Source organism: Bradyrhizobium sp. NAS80.1, assembly GCF_001908205.1.
Lineage (GTDB): Bacteria > Pseudomonadota > Alphaproteobacteria > Rhizobiales > Xanthobacteraceae > Bradyrhizobium.
In genome coordinates this window covers 1-18,838 of record NZ_LGHL01000087.1, presented here as the reverse complement: position 1 = coordinate 18,838, position 18,838 = coordinate 1, and the positions used below count along the sequence as shown (strand labels likewise).

Annotated in this window: 20 protein-coding genes and 4 pseudogenes; 7 read left to right on the top strand and 17 right to left on the bottom strand. The window is 65.3% G+C overall.

What is annotated here, in order from left to right:
* Positions 1-26: 26 nt before the first annotated feature.
* Complete coding sequence (locus tag AC629_RS20600; RefSeq protein WP_084806834.1) at positions 27-269, top strand: hypothetical protein; 243 nt, start codon at positions 27-29, stop codon at positions 267-269.
* 47 nt (positions 270-316) lie between these two features.
* Positions 317-580: a hypothetical protein gene (locus AC629_RS20595; protein ID WP_084806836.1), complete on the top strand. Its 264-nt coding sequence runs from the start codon at positions 317-319 to the stop codon at positions 578-580.
* On the opposite strand, the gene AC629_RS20590 is transcribed toward AC629_RS20595, so the two are convergent.
* The 8 genes and pseudogenes from AC629_RS20590 to ffh form a co-directional block, all read right to left on the bottom strand.
* Positions 577-876 carry a DUF1330 domain-containing protein gene (locus AC629_RS20590; protein ID WP_084806833.1) on the bottom strand — a complete coding sequence of 100 codons (300 nt, stop codon included), beginning with the start codon at positions 874-876 and terminating at the stop codon, positions 577-579. The two genes, AC629_RS20595 and AC629_RS20590, sit on opposite strands and share 4 nt — an antisense overlap.
* Before the next feature lie 87 nt (positions 877-963).
* On the bottom strand, positions 964-1,173 hold the full coding sequence (locus tag AC629_RS20585; RefSeq protein ID WP_084806832.1) for a hypothetical protein: 210 nt from the start codon (positions 1,171-1,173) through the stop codon (positions 964-966).
* A 93-nt stretch (positions 1,174-1,266) separates the two neighbouring features.
* Positions 1,267-2,673 (bottom strand): 3-isopropylmalate dehydratase large subunit, encoded by a 1,407-nt coding sequence (leuC, locus tag AC629_RS20580; protein WP_084806831.1) that lies wholly within the window; start codon positions 2,671-2,673, stop codon positions 1,267-1,269.
* A 327-nt stretch (positions 2,674-3,000) separates the two neighbouring features.
* Positions 3,001-3,381, bottom strand: a complete 381-nt coding sequence (rplS, locus tag AC629_RS20575; RefSeq protein WP_074119181.1) for a 50S ribosomal protein L19 — start codon at positions 3,379-3,381, stop codon at positions 3,001-3,003.
* Positions 3,382-3,490: 109 nt separating this feature from the next.
* Positions 3,491-4,247, bottom strand: a pseudogene (gene trmD / locus AC629_RS20570) (tRNA (guanosine(37)-N1)-methyltransferase TrmD).
* A gap of 116 nt (positions 4,248-4,363) precedes the next feature.
* A pseudogene (gene rimM, locus AC629_RS20565) lies at positions 4,364-4,913 on the bottom strand (ribosome maturation factor RimM).
* 9 nt (positions 4,914-4,922) lie between these two features.
* On the bottom strand, positions 4,923-5,255 hold the full coding sequence (rpsP, locus tag AC629_RS20560) for a 30S ribosomal protein S16 (protein ID WP_074119184.1): 333 nt from the start codon (positions 5,253-5,255) through the stop codon (positions 4,923-4,925).
* An 85-nt stretch (positions 5,256-5,340) separates the two neighbouring features.
* Positions 5,341-6,889: pseudogene (ffh, locus tag AC629_RS20555) on the bottom strand (signal recognition particle protein).
* A 316-nt stretch (positions 6,890-7,205) separates the two neighbouring features.
* On the opposite strand from ffh, the gene AC629_RS20550 reads away from it, so the two are divergent.
* Positions 7,206-8,270 (top strand): MBL fold metallo-hydrolase, encoded by a 1,065-nt coding sequence (locus AC629_RS20550; RefSeq protein ID WP_084806830.1) that lies wholly within the window; start codon positions 7,206-7,208, stop codon positions 8,268-8,270.
* A 205-nt stretch (positions 8,271-8,475) separates the two neighbouring features.
* On the opposite strand, the gene AC629_RS20545 is transcribed toward AC629_RS20550, so the two are convergent.
* From AC629_RS20545 to AC629_RS20535, 3 genes are read right to left on the bottom strand one after another with little or no spacing between them, the layout of a single operon-like run.
* Positions 8,476-9,183 carry an SIMPL domain-containing protein gene (locus AC629_RS20545; protein WP_084806829.1) on the bottom strand — a complete coding sequence of 236 codons (708 nt, stop codon included), beginning with the start codon at positions 9,181-9,183 and terminating at the stop codon, positions 8,476-8,478.
* Between the two features lie 5 nt (positions 9,184-9,188).
* Positions 9,189-9,950: a GyrI-like domain-containing protein gene (locus tag AC629_RS20540; protein WP_084806828.1), complete on the bottom strand. Its 762-nt coding sequence runs from the start codon at positions 9,948-9,950 to the stop codon at positions 9,189-9,191.
* Positions 9,947-10,186 (bottom strand): hypothetical protein, encoded by a 240-nt coding sequence (locus tag AC629_RS20535; RefSeq protein WP_143199298.1) that lies wholly within the window; start codon positions 10,184-10,186, stop codon positions 9,947-9,949. Before AC629_RS20535 ends, AC629_RS20540 begins: the two co-directional genes overlap by 4 nt.
* On the opposite strand from AC629_RS20535, the gene dapF reads away from it, so the two are divergent.
* Positions 10,185-11,060, top strand: coding sequence for a diaminopimelate epimerase (dapF, locus tag AC629_RS20530; RefSeq protein WP_084806826.1), 876 nt, complete (start codon positions 10,185-10,187; stop codon positions 11,058-11,060). The genes AC629_RS20535 and dapF overlap by 2 nt on opposite strands.
* Positions 11,060-12,313: a tRNA (N(6)-L-threonylcarbamoyladenosine(37)-C(2))-methylthiotransferase MtaB gene (gene mtaB / locus AC629_RS20525; RefSeq protein WP_084806825.1), complete on the top strand. Its 1,254-nt coding sequence runs from the start codon at positions 11,060-11,062 to the stop codon at positions 12,311-12,313. The genes dapF and mtaB overlap by 1 nt, the downstream gene beginning before the upstream one ends.
* Before the next feature lie 164 nt (positions 12,314-12,477).
* Here the strand turns inward: mtaB and AC629_RS20520 are convergent, their stop codons facing one another.
* On the bottom strand, positions 12,478-13,587 hold the full coding sequence (locus tag AC629_RS20520; RefSeq protein WP_084806824.1) for a DUF2336 domain-containing protein: 1,110 nt from the start codon (positions 13,585-13,587) through the stop codon (positions 12,478-12,480).
* A gap of 102 nt (positions 13,588-13,689) precedes the next feature.
* Positions 13,690-14,391 (bottom strand): RluA family pseudouridine synthase, encoded by a 702-nt coding sequence (locus AC629_RS20515; protein WP_084806835.1) that lies wholly within the window; start codon positions 14,389-14,391, stop codon positions 13,690-13,692.
* Between the two features lie 209 nt (positions 14,392-14,600).
* Here AC629_RS20515 and ftsY point away from each other — a divergent pair.
* Positions 14,601-15,549, top strand: a pseudogene (gene ftsY, locus AC629_RS20510) (signal recognition particle-docking protein FtsY).
* A 2-nt stretch (positions 15,550-15,551) separates the two neighbouring features.
* Positions 15,552-16,154, top strand: coding sequence for a septation protein A (locus AC629_RS20505; protein ID WP_084806822.1), 603 nt, complete (start codon positions 15,552-15,554; stop codon positions 16,152-16,154).
* Between the two features lie 126 nt (positions 16,155-16,280).
* On the opposite strand, the gene AC629_RS20500 is transcribed toward AC629_RS20505, so the two are convergent.
* From AC629_RS20500 to ccmB, 4 genes are all read right to left on the bottom strand, one after another.
* Entirely contained in the window at positions 16,281-16,874 is a 594-nt protein-coding gene (locus AC629_RS20500) for a DsbE family thiol:disulfide interchange protein (protein WP_084806821.1), read from the bottom strand.
* Complete coding sequence (gene ccmD, locus AC629_RS20495; protein ID WP_084806820.1) at positions 16,871-17,068, bottom strand: heme exporter protein CcmD; 198 nt, start codon at positions 17,066-17,068, stop codon at positions 16,871-16,873. Before ccmD ends, AC629_RS20500 begins: the two co-directional genes overlap by 4 nt.
* Positions 17,065-17,847, bottom strand: coding sequence for a heme ABC transporter permease (locus tag AC629_RS20490; protein WP_084806819.1), 783 nt, complete (start codon positions 17,845-17,847; stop codon positions 17,065-17,067). The genes ccmD and AC629_RS20490 overlap by 4 nt, the downstream gene beginning before the upstream one ends.
* 76 nt (positions 17,848-17,923) lie before the next feature.
* Entirely contained in the window at positions 17,924-18,592 is a 669-nt protein-coding gene (gene ccmB / locus AC629_RS20485) for a heme exporter protein CcmB (RefSeq protein ID WP_084806818.1), read from the bottom strand.
* Positions 18,593-18,838 lie beyond the last annotated feature (246 nt).

Genomic DNA, 18,838 nt, shown 5'->3' with positions numbered 1-18,838 from the left:
CCCGCTGCATCCCGAGACCTACCTGCATGTCGACGAGGTCAAGGGTGATACCTATGGTTTCGGCGGCCTCGCCCGACGCCCCGCCGCCGCGCAAGCGGCCCCCGGCGCGCTTGCGCGTCACGCCCTATTACGTCCCGGACGGTGTCTATCCGCGTTACGACCCTGGTCCCGATGCGGTCCGCGAGTGCAACGCGACCTATGTGGAGGAATACCGGCCCAGCGGCACGGTGATCGTGCCGCGCATGAGCTGCTACTGGCGTCGGGGCTGACTTGCAGGCGATCGTGTGATGCCCGCATGTTGAGGGCGGAGGTCGTCATGGCGAAATGGATTGCATTGGCCGTTGTCGTCGGGCTTGCCGCAGGTTTGCCTCGCGCCTCCACGGCGCAGAGTGTGAGGGTGCCGGATGCTTCGGCCGGGAAAGCGGTTTTCGATGCGCGACGACCCTCACGATACCATGACGTTGCGCGGCACTCTCCGCCCCATGATCCGCACTATTACGCGCGGCCTGTCTACTACCGGCCTTATCCCTACGGCGTGCCCGCGCCCTTCGTGTTCAGCTATGGGCCGTGGTGGCGCTAACCGCCCGGTGCAAATCCCTTGACCAGCAACACGGTCGCCTGCGCGCCCGCCTTGCGATCGCGCGAGATCTCTTCGTAGTCGGGCGAGTTTGAGAAGGCGAGAAACGCGGCCTCGTCGGGGAACGACATCATGACCAGCTTGTCATGCGGCCATGCGCCTTCGAGCACGCGCGGATGTTCGTCGGCTGCAAGCAGCCGTCCATTGAATTTCTTGAACACGTCAAAGAACCGCGCCTGATAGCGGTCATAGGCCGCGCGGTCCGTCATCTTCAATTGCGCAATCGCGTAGACAGTCATTTCTCAAATTCCTTCTGTCGAGGTCGTAATCGTATACGCTTGAAATGAAAAGGGCGCCTCGGCGGCGCCCTTTGTTCATCCGGTGGCCTAGAGCCAATCCTTCAGCTTCCACGACGCGGACTTCCATCGCGTCAGGTTCTCGAGCTTCCACTGCTTGAACATCGCCGGCGGCCAGCGGCTTAGGCGCGAGGTCTGCTCGACCTCGGGCTTGGCGACGATGCGCAGTGGCGAAGCGCGCCGCCGGTGCTGGCGGGTCGCCTCGCTGATCAGATCGACATATTCAGGCTTGTTGGCCATGGCTGCGTCCCCGCGAAACCGTCGCGAGGACGCAATGTTGGCGATGCCGATTAACGGCGGTTTGCCGCGATCGCTACAATTGCAGGGAGTGGCTCAGCGCCAGTCCCTGACGTCGACGAAGTGACCTGCGATCGCTGCTGCCGCCGCCATTGCCGGCGAGACGAGATGCGTGCGGCCCTTGAAGCCCTGGCGGCCCTCGAAGTTGCGGTTCGAGGTCGAGGCGCAGCGCTCTTCCGGCTTCAGCTTGTCCGGGTTCATGGCGAGGCACATCGAGCAGCCCGGCTCGCGCCATTCGAAGCCGGCCTTGATGAAGATCTTGTCCAGACCTTCAGCCTCGGCCTGCTCCTTCACGATGCCGGAGCCCGGCACGACCATGGCGTTGACGCTGGCCGAGACTTGCTTGCCTTCCGCGATCTTGGCGGCGGCGCGTAAGTCCTCGATACGGCCGTTGGTGCAGGAGCCGATGAAGACGCGGTCGAGCTTGATGTCGGTGATCTTCGTCCCCGCCGTCAGGCCCATGTACTTCAAGGCGCGATGCTTGGAGATGCGCTTGGCCTCGTCCGCGATCTTGTCGGGATCGGGCACGATGCCGGTCACCGAGATCACGTCCTCAGGGCTCGTGCCCCAGGTCACGATCGGCGGCAGCTTTGCAGCATCGAGGCGCAGCTCGTGGTCGAAATGCGCGCCCTCGTCGGAGCGCAGCTTCTCCCAGTAGCGCATCGCCGCATCCCAGTCCGCGCCCTTCGGCGACTTCGGACGGTCTCGCAGGAAGTCGTAGGCCTTCTGGTCGGGCGCGACGAGGCCGGCGCGCGCGCCGCCTTCGATCGACATGTTGCAGACCGTCATGCGGCCTTCCATCGACAGCGAACGGATCGCCTCGCCGGCATATTCCAGCACGTAGCCGGTGCCGCCCGCGGTGCCGATCTCGCCGATGATGGCCAGGATGATGTCCTTGCCCGTCACGCCCTCCGGCAATTTGCCGTCGACGGTGACGCGCATGTTCTTTGCCTTCTTCTGGATCAGCGTCTGCGTCGCCAGCACGTGCTCGACCTCGGAAGTGCCGATGCCGTGCGCGAGCGCGCCGAACGCGCCATGCGTCGAGGTGTGGCTGTCACCGCAGACGATGGTGGTGCCGGGCAGGGTAAAGCCCTGCTCGGGGCCGATGACGTGAACGATGCCCTGGCGCTTGTCGAACTCGTCGTAATATTCGATGCCGAATTCCTTGGCGTTCTCGGCGAGCGCCTTGATCTGCTCGATGCTCTCTGGATCCGGGTTCGGCTTGGTGCGATCGGTGGTCGGCACGTTGTGGTCGACGACGGCGAGCGTCTTCTCGGGCGCGTGCACCTTGCGGCCCGTCGCGCGCAGGCCTTCGAACGCCTGCGGCGAGGTCACCTCGTGCACCAGATGGCGGTCGATATAGAGCAGGCAGGTGCCGTCTTCGGCTTCGTGCACCAGATGGTCGTTCCAGATCTTGTCGTACAGTGTGGTCGGCTTGGACATGAGCGTCAGCTCCGAAAGAATGTTGTATAAGCGGATTTGCGCGGCTGGCGCGCGGGCAACAGAATCGTCAGCGCAGCTTTTAGGCTGCGCGCGTAAGCTCTGACGTTGCCGAGGTCGCGAAGCGTCCGAAGAACCGGCCAGGCAGCCGCGAGCGATCGTCGATGACGATGCGCTTGACGGGCGAGAGGCTGGTCAGATCTGGAAACATTCTAGGAATATATAGCAGGCCGAATTGGAAGCGCGAGAGCTTTGACGCGCGCGGCTGACGCAACAAAAAAGCGCGGGGTTTGGCCCCGCGCTTTTCGAAACTTGCCTGGTGGGCGGAAATTACTCGCCGACGGCGGCCGCGCGGTCCTGCTTCTCGACGATGCGAGCCGACTTGCCGCGAAGGCTGCGGAGATAATACAGCTTGGCGCGACGCACCTTGCCGCGACGCACCACCTTGATCGAGTCGATCATCGGCGACATCACCGGGAACACGCGCTCAACGCCCTCACCGTAGGAAATCTTGCGGACGGTGAAGCTCTCGTTGAGGCCACCGCCGGAACGGCCGATGCAGACGCCTTCATAGGCCTGCACGCGGGTGCGATCGCCTTCGACGACCTTCACGTTGACGATCACGGTGTCGCCGGGACCGAATTCCGGAATGTCCTTGCCGGCGGCGAGCTTGTCGAATTGCTCTTGTTCGAGCTGCTTGATCAGGTTCATGGGTAAATCTCCATCGGCGCGCCCAGCCTTGGAAACGGGGGCTGCGCGAAATTCGTTTATCCAGCCATTGCGGATGTGGCCGCTCCTATAAGGCAAGCCGGAGCGTTTGTCACCCGTCTGTCTTGTTTTTTGGCGTTTTTTTGGCGTCCGCCCCGATTCTGGACTTTGGCCGGGATTTGGGCCCACAAATCGGGCCGCCGGGCCGCCGTCAGCGCCTCGGATTCCGCCCGCCGCCAGGCCGCGACCTTGGCGTGGTCGCCGGAGGTCAGGATTTCGGGGATCGGAGCCCCCTCGAACAGCTGCGGTCGGGTGTATTGGGGGTATTCGAGGAGGCCGTCAGAGAAGCTTTCCTCGGTTCCAGAGGCCTCCTTGCCCATGACCCCCGGGAGCAGCCGGACGCAGGCATCGATCAGCGCCAAAGCCGCGATTTCGCCCCCGGACAGCACGTAATCGCCGATCGAGATCTCCTCCAGGCCCCGCCCGTCGATCACCCGCTGGTCTACCCCCTCGAACCGCCCGCAGACGATCAAGGGGCCCGGGCCCTGGGCGAGCTCCACGACACGGGCCTGGGTCAATGGCCGACCGCGCGGGCTCATCAGGAGCTTCGGTCGGTCTGAGCTGATCTCGGCGGCATCGATGGCCGCCGCCAGAACATCCGCCCGCAGCACCATGCCCGGTCCGCCTCCCGCCGGCGTGTCGTCGACGCTGCGGTGGCGATCGGTCGCAGAGGCCCGGATGTCCCGCGCCTCGATCTCCCAGAGCCCGGATGCCAGAGCTCGGCCAGCCAAGCTCACGCCCAGCGGTCCCGGAAACATGTCCGGAAACAGCGTCAGCACCGTCGCGCGCCAGGGTGAGGGGTTTGTCATTGCATCCCATTCTCGTCGTCCCGGGGCGCGCGAAGCGCGAGCCCGGGACCCATAATCACCGCAGCCAGTTTTGCGATGGCTGGGGCCGCCAGCTTAGCCAAAACCACTGCCTGTGGTTATGGGTCCCGGCCTTCGTCCGGATGACTCTCGTCGTCCCGATCATCGCCCTCGATCTCCTGCGGCAGCTCGATCACGACGCGGCCACCGGCAATATCGACCTCCGGCACCACCGCGTTCGAGAACGGCAGCAGCAGCGTCGTGCCCTTGGGTGGTGCGATCTCGATGATGTCGCCGGCACCGAAATTATGGATCGCGACGACGCGGCCGAGCGCGTCGCCATCAGTGGTGACGGCGGCGAGCCCGATCAGGTCGGTGTGGTAATATTCGTCATCATCGGTCGCGGGCAGTTTTTTCGCGCGCGACGTACAGTTCGACGCCGTTGAGGCGCTCGGCCTCATCGCGGGTCGTGACGCCCTTGAACGTCGCGACCAGATGATCCTTGGCCTCGCGCGCCTGCGCGACCTCGAACTGGCGCTTGCCGTCTTTGGACAGAAGCGGACCGTAGCGCCTGATGGCAAAGGGATCTTCGGTGAAGGTCCACAGTTTGACCGCACCGCGCACACCATGCGCGGCGCCGATCCGCGCGACGCAGACCAGCGCCGACATGTTCTAGCCTTAGGCCTTGGCGGCGGCTTCGGCCTGCGCCTTGCGCTCCTTGCGCGGCACGGCCTTCTGCGGGTTGTTGCGCGCTTCGCGCTTCTTGACGCCGGCGGCGTCGAGGAAACGCATCACGCGGTCGGACGGCTGCGCGCCCTTGGCGACCCAGGCCTTCACCTTCTCCATGTCGAGCTTGAGGCGTGCCTCATTGTCCTTCGGCAGCAGCGGGTTGAAATAGCCGAGACGCTCGATGAAGCGGCCGTCGCGCGGAAAGCGCGAGTCGGCGACGACGACGTGATAGACGGGACGCTTCTTGGTGCCTGCGCGAGCGAGGCGGATAACGACGGACATCTAGTTCTCCTTCAAAGTACTGCTTGTTCGGTTGATTGGTATTCCGCGTTGCGCGGGACGCTTACGATCCCGTGCGACGAATTCCTCATTTCTTCTTGCCCGGAAAGCCGCCGAGGCCCGGCAGCAACGGCTTGCCGCTCAGCCCGGTCAGGCCGGGAACGTTCGGCAGACCCTGGCGAAGACCGGCCGGCAGATCCTTCGGCAAATTGGGCAGACCCTGTCCGCCGCCACTCTGCATCTTTTCCTGGAGCGCCTTCATCTCTTCGGGAGACGGCATCTTCATGCCGCCGCCAAAGCCCATGGCTTGTGCGATGCCGGCGAGCGGGCCGCGCTTGCCCGAGCCCATGGCCTTCATCACGTCGGCCATGTTCCGATGCATCTTGAGCAGCTTGTTGACCTGCTCGACGCTCTGGCCGCTTCCGGCGGCGATACGCTTCTTGCGGCTGGCCTTGAGCAGGTCGGGATGACGCCGCTCCTCGCGCGTCATGGAATCGATGACCGCGACCTGGCGCTTCAGGATCTTGTCGTCGATGCCGGCAGCCGCGATCTGGTTCTTCATCTTGGCGATGCCGGGCATCATGCCCATCAGCCCGCTGATGCCGCCCATGTTCGCCATCTGCAACAGCTGCTCGCGCATGTCGTTGAGGTCGAACTGACCCTTGCGCATGCGCTCGGCGGTGCGCGCGGCCTTCTCGGCGTCGATGTTGGCGGCGGCACGTTCGACTAGCGAGACCACGTCGCCCATGCCGAGGATACGGCTGGCGATACGGTCGGGATGGAAGTCTTCCAGCGCGTCGGTCTTTTCACCGGTGCCGATCAGCTTGATCGGCTTGCCGGTGACCGCGCGCATCGACAGCGCGGCGCCGCCGCGGCCGTCACCGTCGACACGGGTCAGCACGATGCCGGTGAGGCCGACGCGCTGGTCGAACGAGCGCGCAAGATTCACGGCGTCCTGGCCGGTCAAGCTATCCGCAACCAGCAGCACTTCGTGCGGATTGGCGGCGGCTTTGATCGCGGCTGCCTCCGCCATCATCTCTTCATCGAGCGTGGTACGGCCGGCGGTGTCGAGCAGCACGATGTCGTAGCCGCCGAGCTTGCCGGCCTCCAGCGCGCGTTTTGCAATTTGCGGCGGCTGCTGGCCGGCGACGATCGGAAGCGTTGGAATGTCGAGATCGCGGCCGAGCACGGCCAACTGTTCCATCGCCGCCGGGCGATAGACGTCGAGCGAAGCCATCAGCACCTTGCGCTTGTCGCGCTGGACCAGGCGGCGGGCGAGCTTCGCGGTGGTCGTCGTCTTACCGGAGCCTTGCAGGCCGACCATCATTATCGGCACCGGCGGCACGGAATTGACGTCGATGGTCTGGCTTTCGGCGCCGAGTGTGTTGATCAGCTCGTCATGGACGATCTTGACCACCATCTGGCCGGGGGGTCACCGACTTGACGACGGTGGCGCCGATCGCCTGTTCGCGGACGCGTTCGGTGAAGCTGCGCACCACTTCGAGCGCAACGTCGGCCTCCAGCAGTGCGCGGCGCACCTCGCGCATCGCGGCGTCGACGTCCTTTTCGGTCAGCGCACCGCGCCCCGTCAGGCGATCGAGGATGCCGCCAAGCCTTTCCGACAGATTGTCGAACAATGCCGTTGTCCCCTGTCCTGCTCGCCAGAAAGGCGATCTTCCAAACACCGTTGCGCCCGAGGGCGCACAGCGCTGTCGGGCGTTGACCTCTGGCCTCCAGGGCCAGTCGGCGGGTCGAAAAGAAAGCCTTTCCGAGAAAGTGGCGGGGTTAAACGCTGCCCACGCCCAAAAGTCAAGGAAAGTTAGGGTGCCGGGGCGCCATTGCCAGGGCAAGGCCTTGAAAACATGACCTTTCCGGCGACGGGTTCCTTTTTCGGCGGTCCGGCCCATATAGCCGGTGATGACTTACCTCCGCCGCCGCCCCTGAAGCCCGACCATGCCGATCACCCGCCGACGCCTGTTTGGACTTTTTGCCGGGACAGGCGCGCTGGTCGGTGTCCCGTCCATCTGGATCGCCCGCATGAAAACCTACGACGGCCCCGTCTCCGATCATTTTGACGGCCTGCACTTCTTCGATCCCGACGGTGCGCCGCCGAAGGCGCTCGGCGAGGTGTTTCGCTGGCAGTTCGGGGGCGGTCGGAAGCGCGAGACCTGGCCCGACTGGGTGCCGAGCCCCCACGCCGACATCCCGCCGGCCCGCGTCGACGGCGACAAGATACGGCTCTCCTTCGTCGGCCACGCCAGCTGGCTGATCCAGGCCGGCGGGCTCAACATCCTCGTCGATCCGGTCTGGTCGATGCGGGTCTCGCCCGTCAGCTTCGCCGGACCGAAGCGGCACAACGATCCCGGCATTGTGTTCGACAAGCTGCCGAAGATTGACGTCGTGCTGGTCTCGCACGGGCACTACGATCATCTCGACATCGCGACGCTGTCGCGGCTCGCCAAGAATTTTGCGCCGCGCGTGGTCACGCCGCTCGGCAATGACCTCGCGATGCGCGATGCCGATCCCGCGATCAAGGCAGAAGCGTTCGACTGGCATGATCGCGTCGAGCTGGGCGGCGGCATCGCCGTGCATCTGGTCCCGACCCGGCATTGGTCGGCGCGCGGAATGTTCGACCGCAACAAGGCGCTGTGGGCGAGCTTCGTGCTGGAGACGCCGGCCGGGAAGGTCTACGTCGTCTGCGATTCCGGCTATGGCGATGGCGGGCATTTCCGCCGCGTCGCCGAGAAGCACGGGCCGCTGCGCCTGGCGATCCTCCCGATCGGCGCCTACGAGCCGCGCTGGTTCATGCGCGACCAGCACATGAATCCGGAGGATGCGGTGAAGGCGCTATCGGATTGCGGCGCGCAGGAAGCGCTCGGGCATCATCACGGGACGTTCCAGCTCACCGATGAAGCGATCGATGCGCCGGCCAAGGCGCTGGTGGAAGCGCTCGATGCCGCGAAGATTCCGCAGGAGCGGTTCGTGGCGATGAAGCCTGGGCAGGTGGTGGAGATTTAGCGTCATTCTTCGCTGTCGTCCCGGACAAGCGAAGCGCAGATCCGGGACCCATAACCACAGGGAGAGGTTTGGCGAAGACTCGTGGTTACCACCATCGCGCCACAACCGCTCCCTGTGGTTATGGGTCCCCGCGCCCCGGGCGCAATTGCGCACTAGGCGGGGACGACAACTGTATATGGAGCAGGCAGCGTACCTCCTACGAGACCTACTGCTCCTTGGGCTTGATGGCCCAGCTCACATTCACCGTCACCGACAGCGTTTCCTCACCCGGCGCAACGGCGGCGGTCGCGGCAGCCATCGGCGCTGGCGCCATCCGCGCCTTGAACAGCGGCACCGGGCCGCCGCCTTCGGAGACACTGAGAGGAGCACCTAACGTGACGCCGGTGGCTTTGGCATAGATCTCGGCCTTGCGGCGAGCGTCGGCTACCGCCTGCTCGCGGGCATCGTCGAGCAGTTTCGACGCCTGCGTCACCTCGAAGGAGATGTTGCCGATGTCGTTGGCGCCGGCGTTGACCAGCGTGTCGATGATGCCGGCGACCTTGGTGACGTCGCGAATCTTCACGGTGACGCGGTTGCTGGCACGGAAGCCGACCACGGGCGAGGCGCCGCCCGAGCGGTTGGTCGCATATTGCGGCTGCAGCGACAGGCGCGAGGTCTGGTAATCCTTCTCGGCGACGCCGGCGCCTTTCAGCGCCAGCAGCACCTTGCCCATCGCGGCGTTGTTGGCGTCGGAAGCTTCCTTCGCCGACTTGGCGTCGCTGGCGACGCCAGCATCGATCTGGGCGAGATCGGGCGCCGCGGAAATCATGGCTTCGCCGCTGACCGAAATCGCGGACGGAAAATCGTTGGCGAGTGCTGGCGTTGCCAGCAGCGTGGTGGCGAATAGGGCGGCAAGTACGACAGGCTTTTTCATGGGTCTCACTTCAGTGGCACGAATACGTTGATCACGAGCTTGTCCTCCGACGTCTTCAGGGGGTCGGTGAGGTACTCCTCGATGAAGGTGTCTTTGGCTTCCAGCTTCTTGTCGTCGAGGTGATTGGTGATCGCCTCATAAGTGTTGTCCATGTTGTCGTAGGAGCCGCGATGGACGAATTTCAGCGACTTGCCTTCCGGCGATTTGCCGATGCTCATGTCCTTGGGCAGGTTCTTCGGGTCCTGCTCGACCGGGATTTCGGCGAGGAAGGTGAAGCCGGTGTCGTCGGTCGAGGTGTAGACGATCATCGAATTGCCGGCGTGCTTGATGCCCTGCTTGTCCAGCAGCGCGTTCAGCGCCTTGAAGGCGTCGATCAGCGTATCGAAGGCCGAATCCCAATTTGCGGTGCCCTTGAGCATCACAACCTTCTTGGCCTCGAGCGTGGTCTCCTCGCCGAAGGGATCGGCGGTCTGCACCGGAGCGGGGCTGGCGGCTGCAGCGGGTGGTGGTGCCGCCGGGCTGGGTGAGGCGCTTGCCGCGGGTGAGGGCGATGCTTCGGGCGAGGCGCTGGCGGCAGGCGACGGCGTCGCCACGGGCGCGGGCGAAGCGCTCACGGCCGGGGAGGGCGCAGCCGACGGGGCCGGCGAGGGACTTGCCGACGCTGCAGGGGCCGGGCTCGGGGTTTGCGCCAGAGCGCCGGACAGTCCAAGCGAAAGGGCCGCTGCCGGGATCAGCGCGGCCAGAGCGAGACGACGAAACCTGATCATTCTTTTCTCTCCAAGACCTCGCGCATTAAGACCTCGCGCATTAAGACCTTGCGCATCAAGGCCAAAATCCGGCTATGCGGCCCGGCCGCGCGTCCCGGTTCGCGCGAACTTCGCCGTTCTAACACGCGAGCGCCAAATTCGTCCCATGACAGATGCGTCATGCCAATCGGCGGCAAATCACTGGCCAAGCCACCGAGGATCGCCATATAAGGCGGGCGAAATTCGGGATTTTTCATGAGCGCCCTGGCCAACCACGCATTTGCCAAGATGAACGGCATCGGCAACGAGATCGTCGTTGTCGACATGCGCGATTCCGCCTCGCCGGTGACGCCGGACGATGCCCGCGCGGTGGCGTCCGCGCAAGGCGGCGTTCCCTACGACCAGCTCATGGTGCTCCAGAAGCCGCGGCTGGACGGCACCGAAGCCTTCATTCGCATCTACAATAATGACGGCTCGGAGGCCGGCGCCTGCGGCAACGGCATGCGCTGCGTGGTGCGGCGCATCTTCGAGAAGACCGGGCAGACCACGGCGACCTTCGAGACGGCTGCGGGCTTGCTCAACTGCTGGCAGGGCCCGGCGCCCGACCTCTACACCGTCGATATGGGCGCACCGAAGTTCGACTGGCAGGACATCCCGCTCGCGGAAGAGTTTCGCGACACTCGTTACATCGAATTGCAGATCGGGCCGATCGACAATCCGATCCTGCATTCGCCCTCGGTGGTCAGCATGGGCAACCCGCATGCGATCTTCTGGGTCGATGACGTCAACGCCTACGATATCGAGCGTTTTGGTCCGCTGCTGGAAAATCACCCGATCTTCCCCGAGCGCGCCAACATCACGCTCGCCCACATTGTCGATCGCGACCACATCACGATCCGCACCTGGGAGCGCGGCGCGGGCCTGACCAGGGCGTGCGGCTCGGCGGCCTGCGCGACCGCAGTTGCTGCCGCGCGGCTGAAGCGCACTGAGCGCAATGTCGAGATCACGCTGCCTGGCGGCAAGCTCGGCATCGAATGGCGCGAGCGCGACGACCACGTGCTGATGACGGGCACGGCGACCTTCGAATATGAGGGCGCCTTCGATCCGGCGCTGTTCGCGCCGGTCGGCTAATGGCTGTCGAGGTCGTCACCTTCGGCTGTCGCCTCAATGCCTTCGAGGCCGAGGTGATCCGCGGCGAGGCCGAGGGCGCGGGTCTTTCCGACACCATCGTCATCAATAGCTGCGCTGTAACCAACGAGGCAGTGGCGCAGGCGCGCCAGTCGATCCGCAAATTGAAGCGCGAACGGCCCGGTGCGCGCATCGTCGTGACCGGCTGCGCCGCACAGACGCAAAGCGAGATGTTCGCTGGCATGGCCGAGGTCGATCGCGTCGTCGGCAATGACGACAAGATGCGCAGCCAAGCCTGGCGCGAGGCCCGCGATGCGTTCGATCTTGGCGCCAGCGAGAAGATCGCCGTCAGCGACATCATGGCGGTGAAGGAGATGGCGCCGCACCTCATCGACGGTTTTGCTGCCGGCCTGCCGCGCGTGTTCGTGCAGGTGCAGAACGGCTGCGATCATCGCTGCACCTTCTGCATCATTCCGTTCGGCCGCGGCAATTCGCGCTCGGTGCCGATGGGCGCGGTGGTCGAGCAGGTGCGGGCGCTGGTTGCGCGCGGCCATGCCGAGATCGTGCTGACCGGCGTCGATCTCACCAGCTACGGCGCCGATCTGCCGGGCGCGCCGAAGCTCGGCATGCTGACCAGGCAGATCCTTCGGCACGTGCCGGAGCTGAAGCGCCTGCGCATCTCCTCGATCGATTCGATCGAGGCGGATCACGATCTGCTCGACGCCATTGCCGATGATTCGCGGCTGATGCCACACCTCCATCTGTCGCTGCAATCCGGCGACGACATGATCCTGAAGCGCATGAAGCGGCGGCATTCGCGCCAGGATGCGATCTCATTCTGCGACCAGGTGCGCCGCCTGCGCCCGGACATCGCGTTCGGTGCCGACATCATCGCGGGCTTCCCGACCGAGACCGAGGAGATGTTTTCGCGCTCGCTCGATCTCGTCGAAGAATGTGGCCTCACCTTCTTGCACGTTTTCCCTTATTCGCCACGCCCCGGCACGCCGGCCGCGCGGATGCCGCAGGTTGCGGGGCCAGCGATCAAGGAGCGTGCGAAGCGGCTGCGTTCAGCCGGAGAGGCGGCCTTGCGGCGGCGGCTGCAAGCCGAGATCGGCGCGACGCGCGATGTGCTGATCGAGAGCGAGGGGCAGGGACGCACGGAGCATTATCTGCCAGTGGCGATCTCAGGTGAACGTGTGGGCAGCATCGTGCCGCTGAGGATTGCCGGCAGTGATGGCGAACGGCTTACCACATAAACAGTCGTCGTCGCCCGGCTTGACCGGGCGACCCAGTACGCCGCGGCTTATCCGTATCTCACGACTGCTTCTGGAATACTGGATCACCCGCTCCAGTGCGCAATTGCGCACAAGGCGGGTGATGACAGCGGGTGTGTGGTGCGCGGCGCGCTCAAACGCACCTCTTAAGACGCCCGCACCTGCCAGAACCGCAGCGTCCGCTGCGCGTTCTCCAGCGTCATGCGGGCGAAATGGCCTTGTGCCCTCGCAAGGTCCGCCGGCTTCATCGCGCCGGTGGCGAAGCGGCTTTCGAGCACGGCCGCGGTCGTTTCCCAGCTGAGTTGCGCCGCCTTGCACGGCACCAGCAGGCCGTCCTCGCGGAGGCTTTGCATCAGCGGGCGAATTACTTCGACGGTCGATTCGGACAGCGCTGCCAGGGCCGCGACGGTCTCCTCGTAGCGCCGCTGCCTGGCGAAGCCAAACAGCGTCGCTTCGCTGAGCCGGCCGGTGGCCTCGAGATATGCGATGGCACGCTTGGCGCCTTCAAAGTCGCGCACGCCTGACATCTCGCGCTCGACGCCGGCAGTGACGGCGGCGATCGCGTTCTGGATTTCCTCGAACAGATCTGGCGGTGCGCGCGACAGCAGGCGGGTGCGAACGGCATCCGTTGCCGAACGCAGCAACCGGCGGCGCTGCGCGGAGGGCAGGTCGACGCGGACACCGACGCTGACGGCGAGCTCCGGATCCCTTTCGGCCTGTCCGACGATGACGGCAAATCCGTTGCCGGAAACGCGCGCGCCGGGATTGGCGGCAAGCCGCCGGCTGACGCTGGGATAGCGGCGCGCCAGCAGCGCATCGGTGACGATCTCCTTCAGCCACCAGCGGCCGGCGACCGCGAGCAGATGCGGCTCACCCTTGGATGATGCGATCTTCACCAGCTCGCCGTCGTCGAGGCGCGCGGATTCCTGCAGCACGGGGCCGGCGATGCGAATCTCGTCGTTGTTGGCGAGACGGCGGATCACGGAAGGCGGGGCCTGGGCGATTGGCGCGAGCTGTGCGCTGATCTCGGCGAGCGCGACGCGCGCGCCCATGTCGGCGATGGCGCGCAGCTCGATGGTGGCGATCAGCCGCTCGAGCACGTCATCGAACAGGGCGATCTGCTCGTCGCTGAAGCTGCCTGCGGAGGAGAGGAACAGGTCGGTGACGCGCCGGGCCGTTTCCAGGCCTTTTTCCGCCGAGCCTATCCGGATCGCGGATTCGACCTCATCGATGATCGATAGCTTAGCGTTCAACATGACGCGTGCTCGTCCTGAGCGGATTGACGGAAGCTTGTCCTAAGCAACCGTTATCATTAGAGGCGAGCACTGAACGTTTCGTAAACCATGCGCCCGGGCGGGCTATTCTCCGTTCCAGCCGCAGGCGCGGAGCCGCTCGTGCATGTGGGGCGGGGCCGGCGCCACCACGCGGATAGGTTCCTTGTTCCGGGAGATCGGCACCACGATCTCGCGGGAATGCAGGTGCAGCCGCGGCTCGCCGAAGCGCGGGCCGTTGCCGTAAATGTTATCGCCGAAGATCGGCCAGCCGGTCGCGGCCGAATGCACCCGCAATTGATGGGTCCGGCCGGTCACCGGTTCCATGGCGAGCCAGGTCAGGCCGTCGCCCCGGCCCATCACTTTCCAGTTGGTGATCGCCTTCTGGCCCTCGGGATCGGGCTTCTGCCACCAGCCGCGTTCGGCATTGAGCCGGCCGAGCGGCATGTCGATGATGCCTTCGTTCTCGGCAGGGCCGCCCTCGACCACGGTCCAGTAGGTCTTGCCGATCTTGCCATGCTTGAACAGCAGGCCGAGCGAGGCCGTCGCTTTCCGGTGGCGGCCGAGCACGAGACAACCGGAGGTGTCCTTGTCCAGCCGGTGGGCCAGCACCGGCGGCCGCGGCAGGCCGAAGCGGAGTGCGTCGAACGATGCTTCGAGGTTCGCGCCGCCCTTGGGACCGCGATGCACGGGCAGGCCGGCCGGCTTGTCGATGACCAGCATCAGCCCGTCGCGATGGAGCACGCGCGCCAGGATCTCGTCGGCGGTCAATTCGGGAACATCGAGCAATTGCAAGACTTTCGTTTACGGGCTGGAACGGCTAACACACCAGCGCGGTGGATTTGGCATTCGCTCGGCAGCCGCTGAGAAACGCGAAGCGAATGCCAAATCCAGGGCCGCACTGGCAACAATATCTTCTCGTTCCGCTCTTCGATTTGAAGTTCCTAACCGGACTTGCGGCAAGAGAGTAGGAACTTCAAATCGTCGGCACGAGCATCATGAACGATACCACGTCAGATCCCCCCCAAGCTGAGCTGGTGGCGCCGCCTGTCCAACGGGCTGAAGCGTACCTCGTCCTCGCTCGGGACCGCGGTCGCCGATCTCGTCACCAAGCGCAAGCTCGACCGGGCCATGCTCGACGACATCGAGGACGTGCTGCTGCGCGCCGACCTCGGCACCCAGGTCGCGGTGCGGATCGCGGACGCCGTCGGCACGGGGCGCTATGACAAGGCGATCTCGGCGGACGAGGTCAAGGACGTCGTCGCGACGGAGGTCGAGAAGGTGCTGGCGCCGGTCGCGAGGCCGCTCGAGATCGACGCGGGCAAGAAGCCGTTCGTCATTCTCGTCGTCGGCGTCAACGGTTCCGGCAAGACCACCACCATCGGCAAGCTCTCGCAAAAGTTCGCCTCCGAAGGTCGCAAGGTGATGCTGGCCGCCGGCGACACCTTTCGCGCAGCGGCCATCGAGCAGCTCAAGGTCTGGGGCGAGCGCACCAGGACTCCGGTCATCGCCGGAGCGCAGGGATCGGATTCGGCCAGCCTCGCCTTCAGCGCGCTGACGGCGGCGAAGGAACAGAACATCGACGTGCTCCTGATCGACACCGCCGGACGGCTGCAGAACAAGTCCGAGCTGATGAACGAGCTCGAAAAGGTCGTGCGCGTCATCCGCAAGGTGGACGACACTGCGCCGCATGCGGTGCTGCTTGTGCTCGATGCCACCGTCGGCCAGAACGCGCTGTCGCAGGTCGAGGCCTTCCATCGCACCGCCGGGGTCACCGGCCTCGTGATGACGAAGCTGGACGGCACGGCGCGTGGCGGCATCTTGGTGGCGCTCGCGGAGAAATTCAAACTGCCGGTGCATTTCATCGGCGTCGGCGAAGGCGTCGAGGATCTCGCGCCGTTTACCGCGCGCGATTTCGCCCGCGCGATTGCCGGAATCGAAAGCTGAGAATGGACAAGACCCAGCCGCATCCGCTGTTCAAGCTGGCGACCGAGCTCGGTCCGCTGCTCGTTTTCTTCTTCGTGAATGCGAAGTTCAATTTGTTCGCCGCGACCGGCGCCTTCATGGTTGCGATCGTGGCGGCGATGGCCGCCTCCTACGTGGTGACGCGCCACGTCCCGATCATGGCGATCGTGACAGGCGTGATCGTGCTGGTGTTCGGCACGCTGACGCTGGTGCTGCACGACGAGACCTTCATCAAGGTCAAGCCGACCATCATCTACGGCCTGTTCGCCGCGATCCTCGGCGGCGGTCTCCTGTTCGGCCGCTCCTTCATCGCCGTCATGTTCGACCAGATGTTCAACCTGACGCCGCAAGGCTGGCGCATCCTCACGCTGCGCTGGGCGTTGTTCTTCGCCGGCATGGCCGTGCTGAACGAGATCGTCTGGCGCACCCAGAGCACGGACTTCTGGGTGAATTTCAAGGTGTTCGGCGTGACGCCGCTGACCATGATCTTCGCCATCGCCCAGATGCCGCTGACCAAGCGCTATCACCTCGAACCGGTGTCGCTGGAGACGAGCGAGGCCGAGGCGGGGGACGTGAGGAACAGGTAGGTCCCGTGTCCCGGACGCGCGAGCCGGGACCCAGACTCTCTTCAGAAATGCAGTCGTGGCTACATGGGCCCCGGCTCTGCAGCGCACCGCTGAAGAAGCGCTGCGCAGCGTCCGGGGCACGAGAGGTCAGCTCCCCGCCTTCAACGCCTTCTCCATCTGCGGCAACAACACCGTCCGCAAATTGTCCGGCGTGATCGGCCCGACCAGCTTGTAGACGATGGTGCCTTCGCGTCCGACGACGAAGGTCTCGGGCACGCCATAGACGCCCCATTCGATCGAGGCGCGGCCGTTGGCGTCCACGCCGACGCGGCCGAACGGGTTGCCGTAGCGCCCCAGGAAGCGCCGCGCGTTGTCGGGCGCGTCCTTGTAGTTGATGCCGACGAGCTGGAAACGTGTGTCCTTGGCGAGCTCGGTCAACAGCGGCGCCTCGTCGTGGCACGGCACGCACCAGGACGCCCAGACATTGACGAGACTCACCTTGCCCTTGAAGGCGGCGGGATCGAGCCCGGGCACCTGCGCATTATCAGCCTGCAATCCGTCGAGCGGCGGCAACGTGGTCTGCGGCGCCGGCCGCCCGATCAGCGCGGAAGGAATCCGCGAGGGATCGCCGCTGCCGAGCCGGAACCAGAACAACAGTGCGAGCCCGATGAAGGCGATCAGCGGCAGCACCATCAGGAAGGTGCGGCGCTGCGGCGTCGCGGAGGTCGATTGATCGTTCATGTGATCGTTCTTGGCGTATCCATCGCGCTGCGGCCCGAGCGGCGGGTGATGCCGCTGCGTTCGAGGTCGCGCAGGCGCCGGGTCTGGTTGCGATAGTCGAGCACGATCCAGCCGATCAGGATCGCCACCACGATGGCCGCAGCCGCGTAGGACATCACGATGAAGGATGCGTAAGGACCGAGCGACATGGTCATGCGGCCCCAACTTCTTTTGACGCGTTTGAACCGCCGCCCACGTCGCTCGAAAACGCGACACGGCTCGCTTGCATCATCTGCAGCGAGCGGACGCGGCGGCGCAGGATCTCGTTGCGCATCGCAGCCAGGTGCAGCGTGACGAACAGCAGCGTGAACGCGACCGCCATCACCAGCAGCGGGATCAGGAACGATTTGTCGAGCGTCGAGCCGCCCATGCGCATCACCGAGGCCGGCTGGTGCAGCGTGTTCCACCAGTCGACGGAGAACTTGATGATGGGCAGGTTGATCGCACCGACCAGGGTCAGCACGGCGGCGGCGCGCGCCGCGCGGGAAGGATCGTCGACCGCGCGCCACAACGCCATCAGGCCGAGATACATCAGGAAGAGAATCAGCACCGAGGTCAGCCGCGCGTCCCATTCCCAATAGGTGCCCCACATCGGCCGGCCCCACAGCGATCCCGTGAGCAGCGCGAGGAAGGTGAAGGCGGCGCCGATCGGTGCGGCCGCTTTCGCGGCGACGTCGGCAAGCGGGTGCCGCCACACCAGCGTGCCGAGCGAGGCGATGCTCATCACGCCCCACACGAACATCGAGAGCCAGGCGTTGGGCACGTGAATGAACATGATCTTCACGGTCGCGCCCTGCTGATAGTCGTCGGGCGCGTAGGCGGACTGATACAGGCCGACGGTGAGCAGGATGACGGTCGCGGCCGCAAGCCACGGCAACACCCGCGCTGTCAGCGCGAGGAACCGTGTTGGGTTGGCGAGGTCGATCAGCGTCATGGTATTCTGATAATCACCGGTGGTCGCTCAGGCAATCAGCACGAAAGGCCGCAGCGAAAATTGATCGGGGTCAAGGTCAGTCTAATCCGTGCCGAAGGCTCGCCGCAGCCGCGAAAGGGCCGATCACGAGGCTGACCAGCGACAGCGCGCACAGGATCGAGAACGGCGCGCCGAACGACATGGGACCGACGATCACGGCCTGCGAGGCCGCAACCCCGAAGATCAGCACCGGGATCGACAGCGGCAGCACCAGCACCGCCATCAGAAGTCCGCCGCGGTGCAGGGTCACCGCCAGCGCCGCGCCGATCATGCCGGTGAAGGTCAGGGCCGGAGTACCGGCCAAAAGCGTCAGCGCCACCGCGCCGGTTGCGACCATGTCGAGGTTGAGCAGCAGGCCCAGCACGGGGGTTGCGACAATCAGCGGCAGGCCCGCGGCCAGCCAATGCGCCAGCGCCTTGGCGGCGCAGGTGAGTTCCAGCGGCGTCCGGCTCATCGTGATCAGGTCGAGCGAGCCGTCCTCATGGTCGGCCATGAACAGCCGATCCAGGGTGAGCAGGCTCGCCAGCAGCGCGCCGAGCCACAGGATCGCCGGCCCGAGCCGCGACAGCAGCGCCAGGTCCGGTCCCACCGCGAACGGCATCAGCACCACGACGGTCAGGAAGAACAGCACGCCGATCAGCGCCCCGCCGCCGACGCGGAGCGCGATCCGGACGTCCCGGCGAATGAGGGCGGAAAGAGCGGTCATGGGGTGGCCCTTTTGCGCCGCAACGGCGGTGCGTTCCCTCCCCCCTTGCGGGGTAGGGTTGGGGAGGGGGGTAGCCCCGGGAGGGATGCTTGAAGCGGGCGGGCCGGCAGCAACAGATCTCCCGCCTCCCAAGCGCTAGAACCGACGGGCCGTGCCGTGCGGCACCCCCCTCCTTGACCCTCCCCCGCAAGGGGGAGGGAACGGAGAGGGCGCTATGCAGGCGCTCGAAAAGCTGAGGGTCAGACT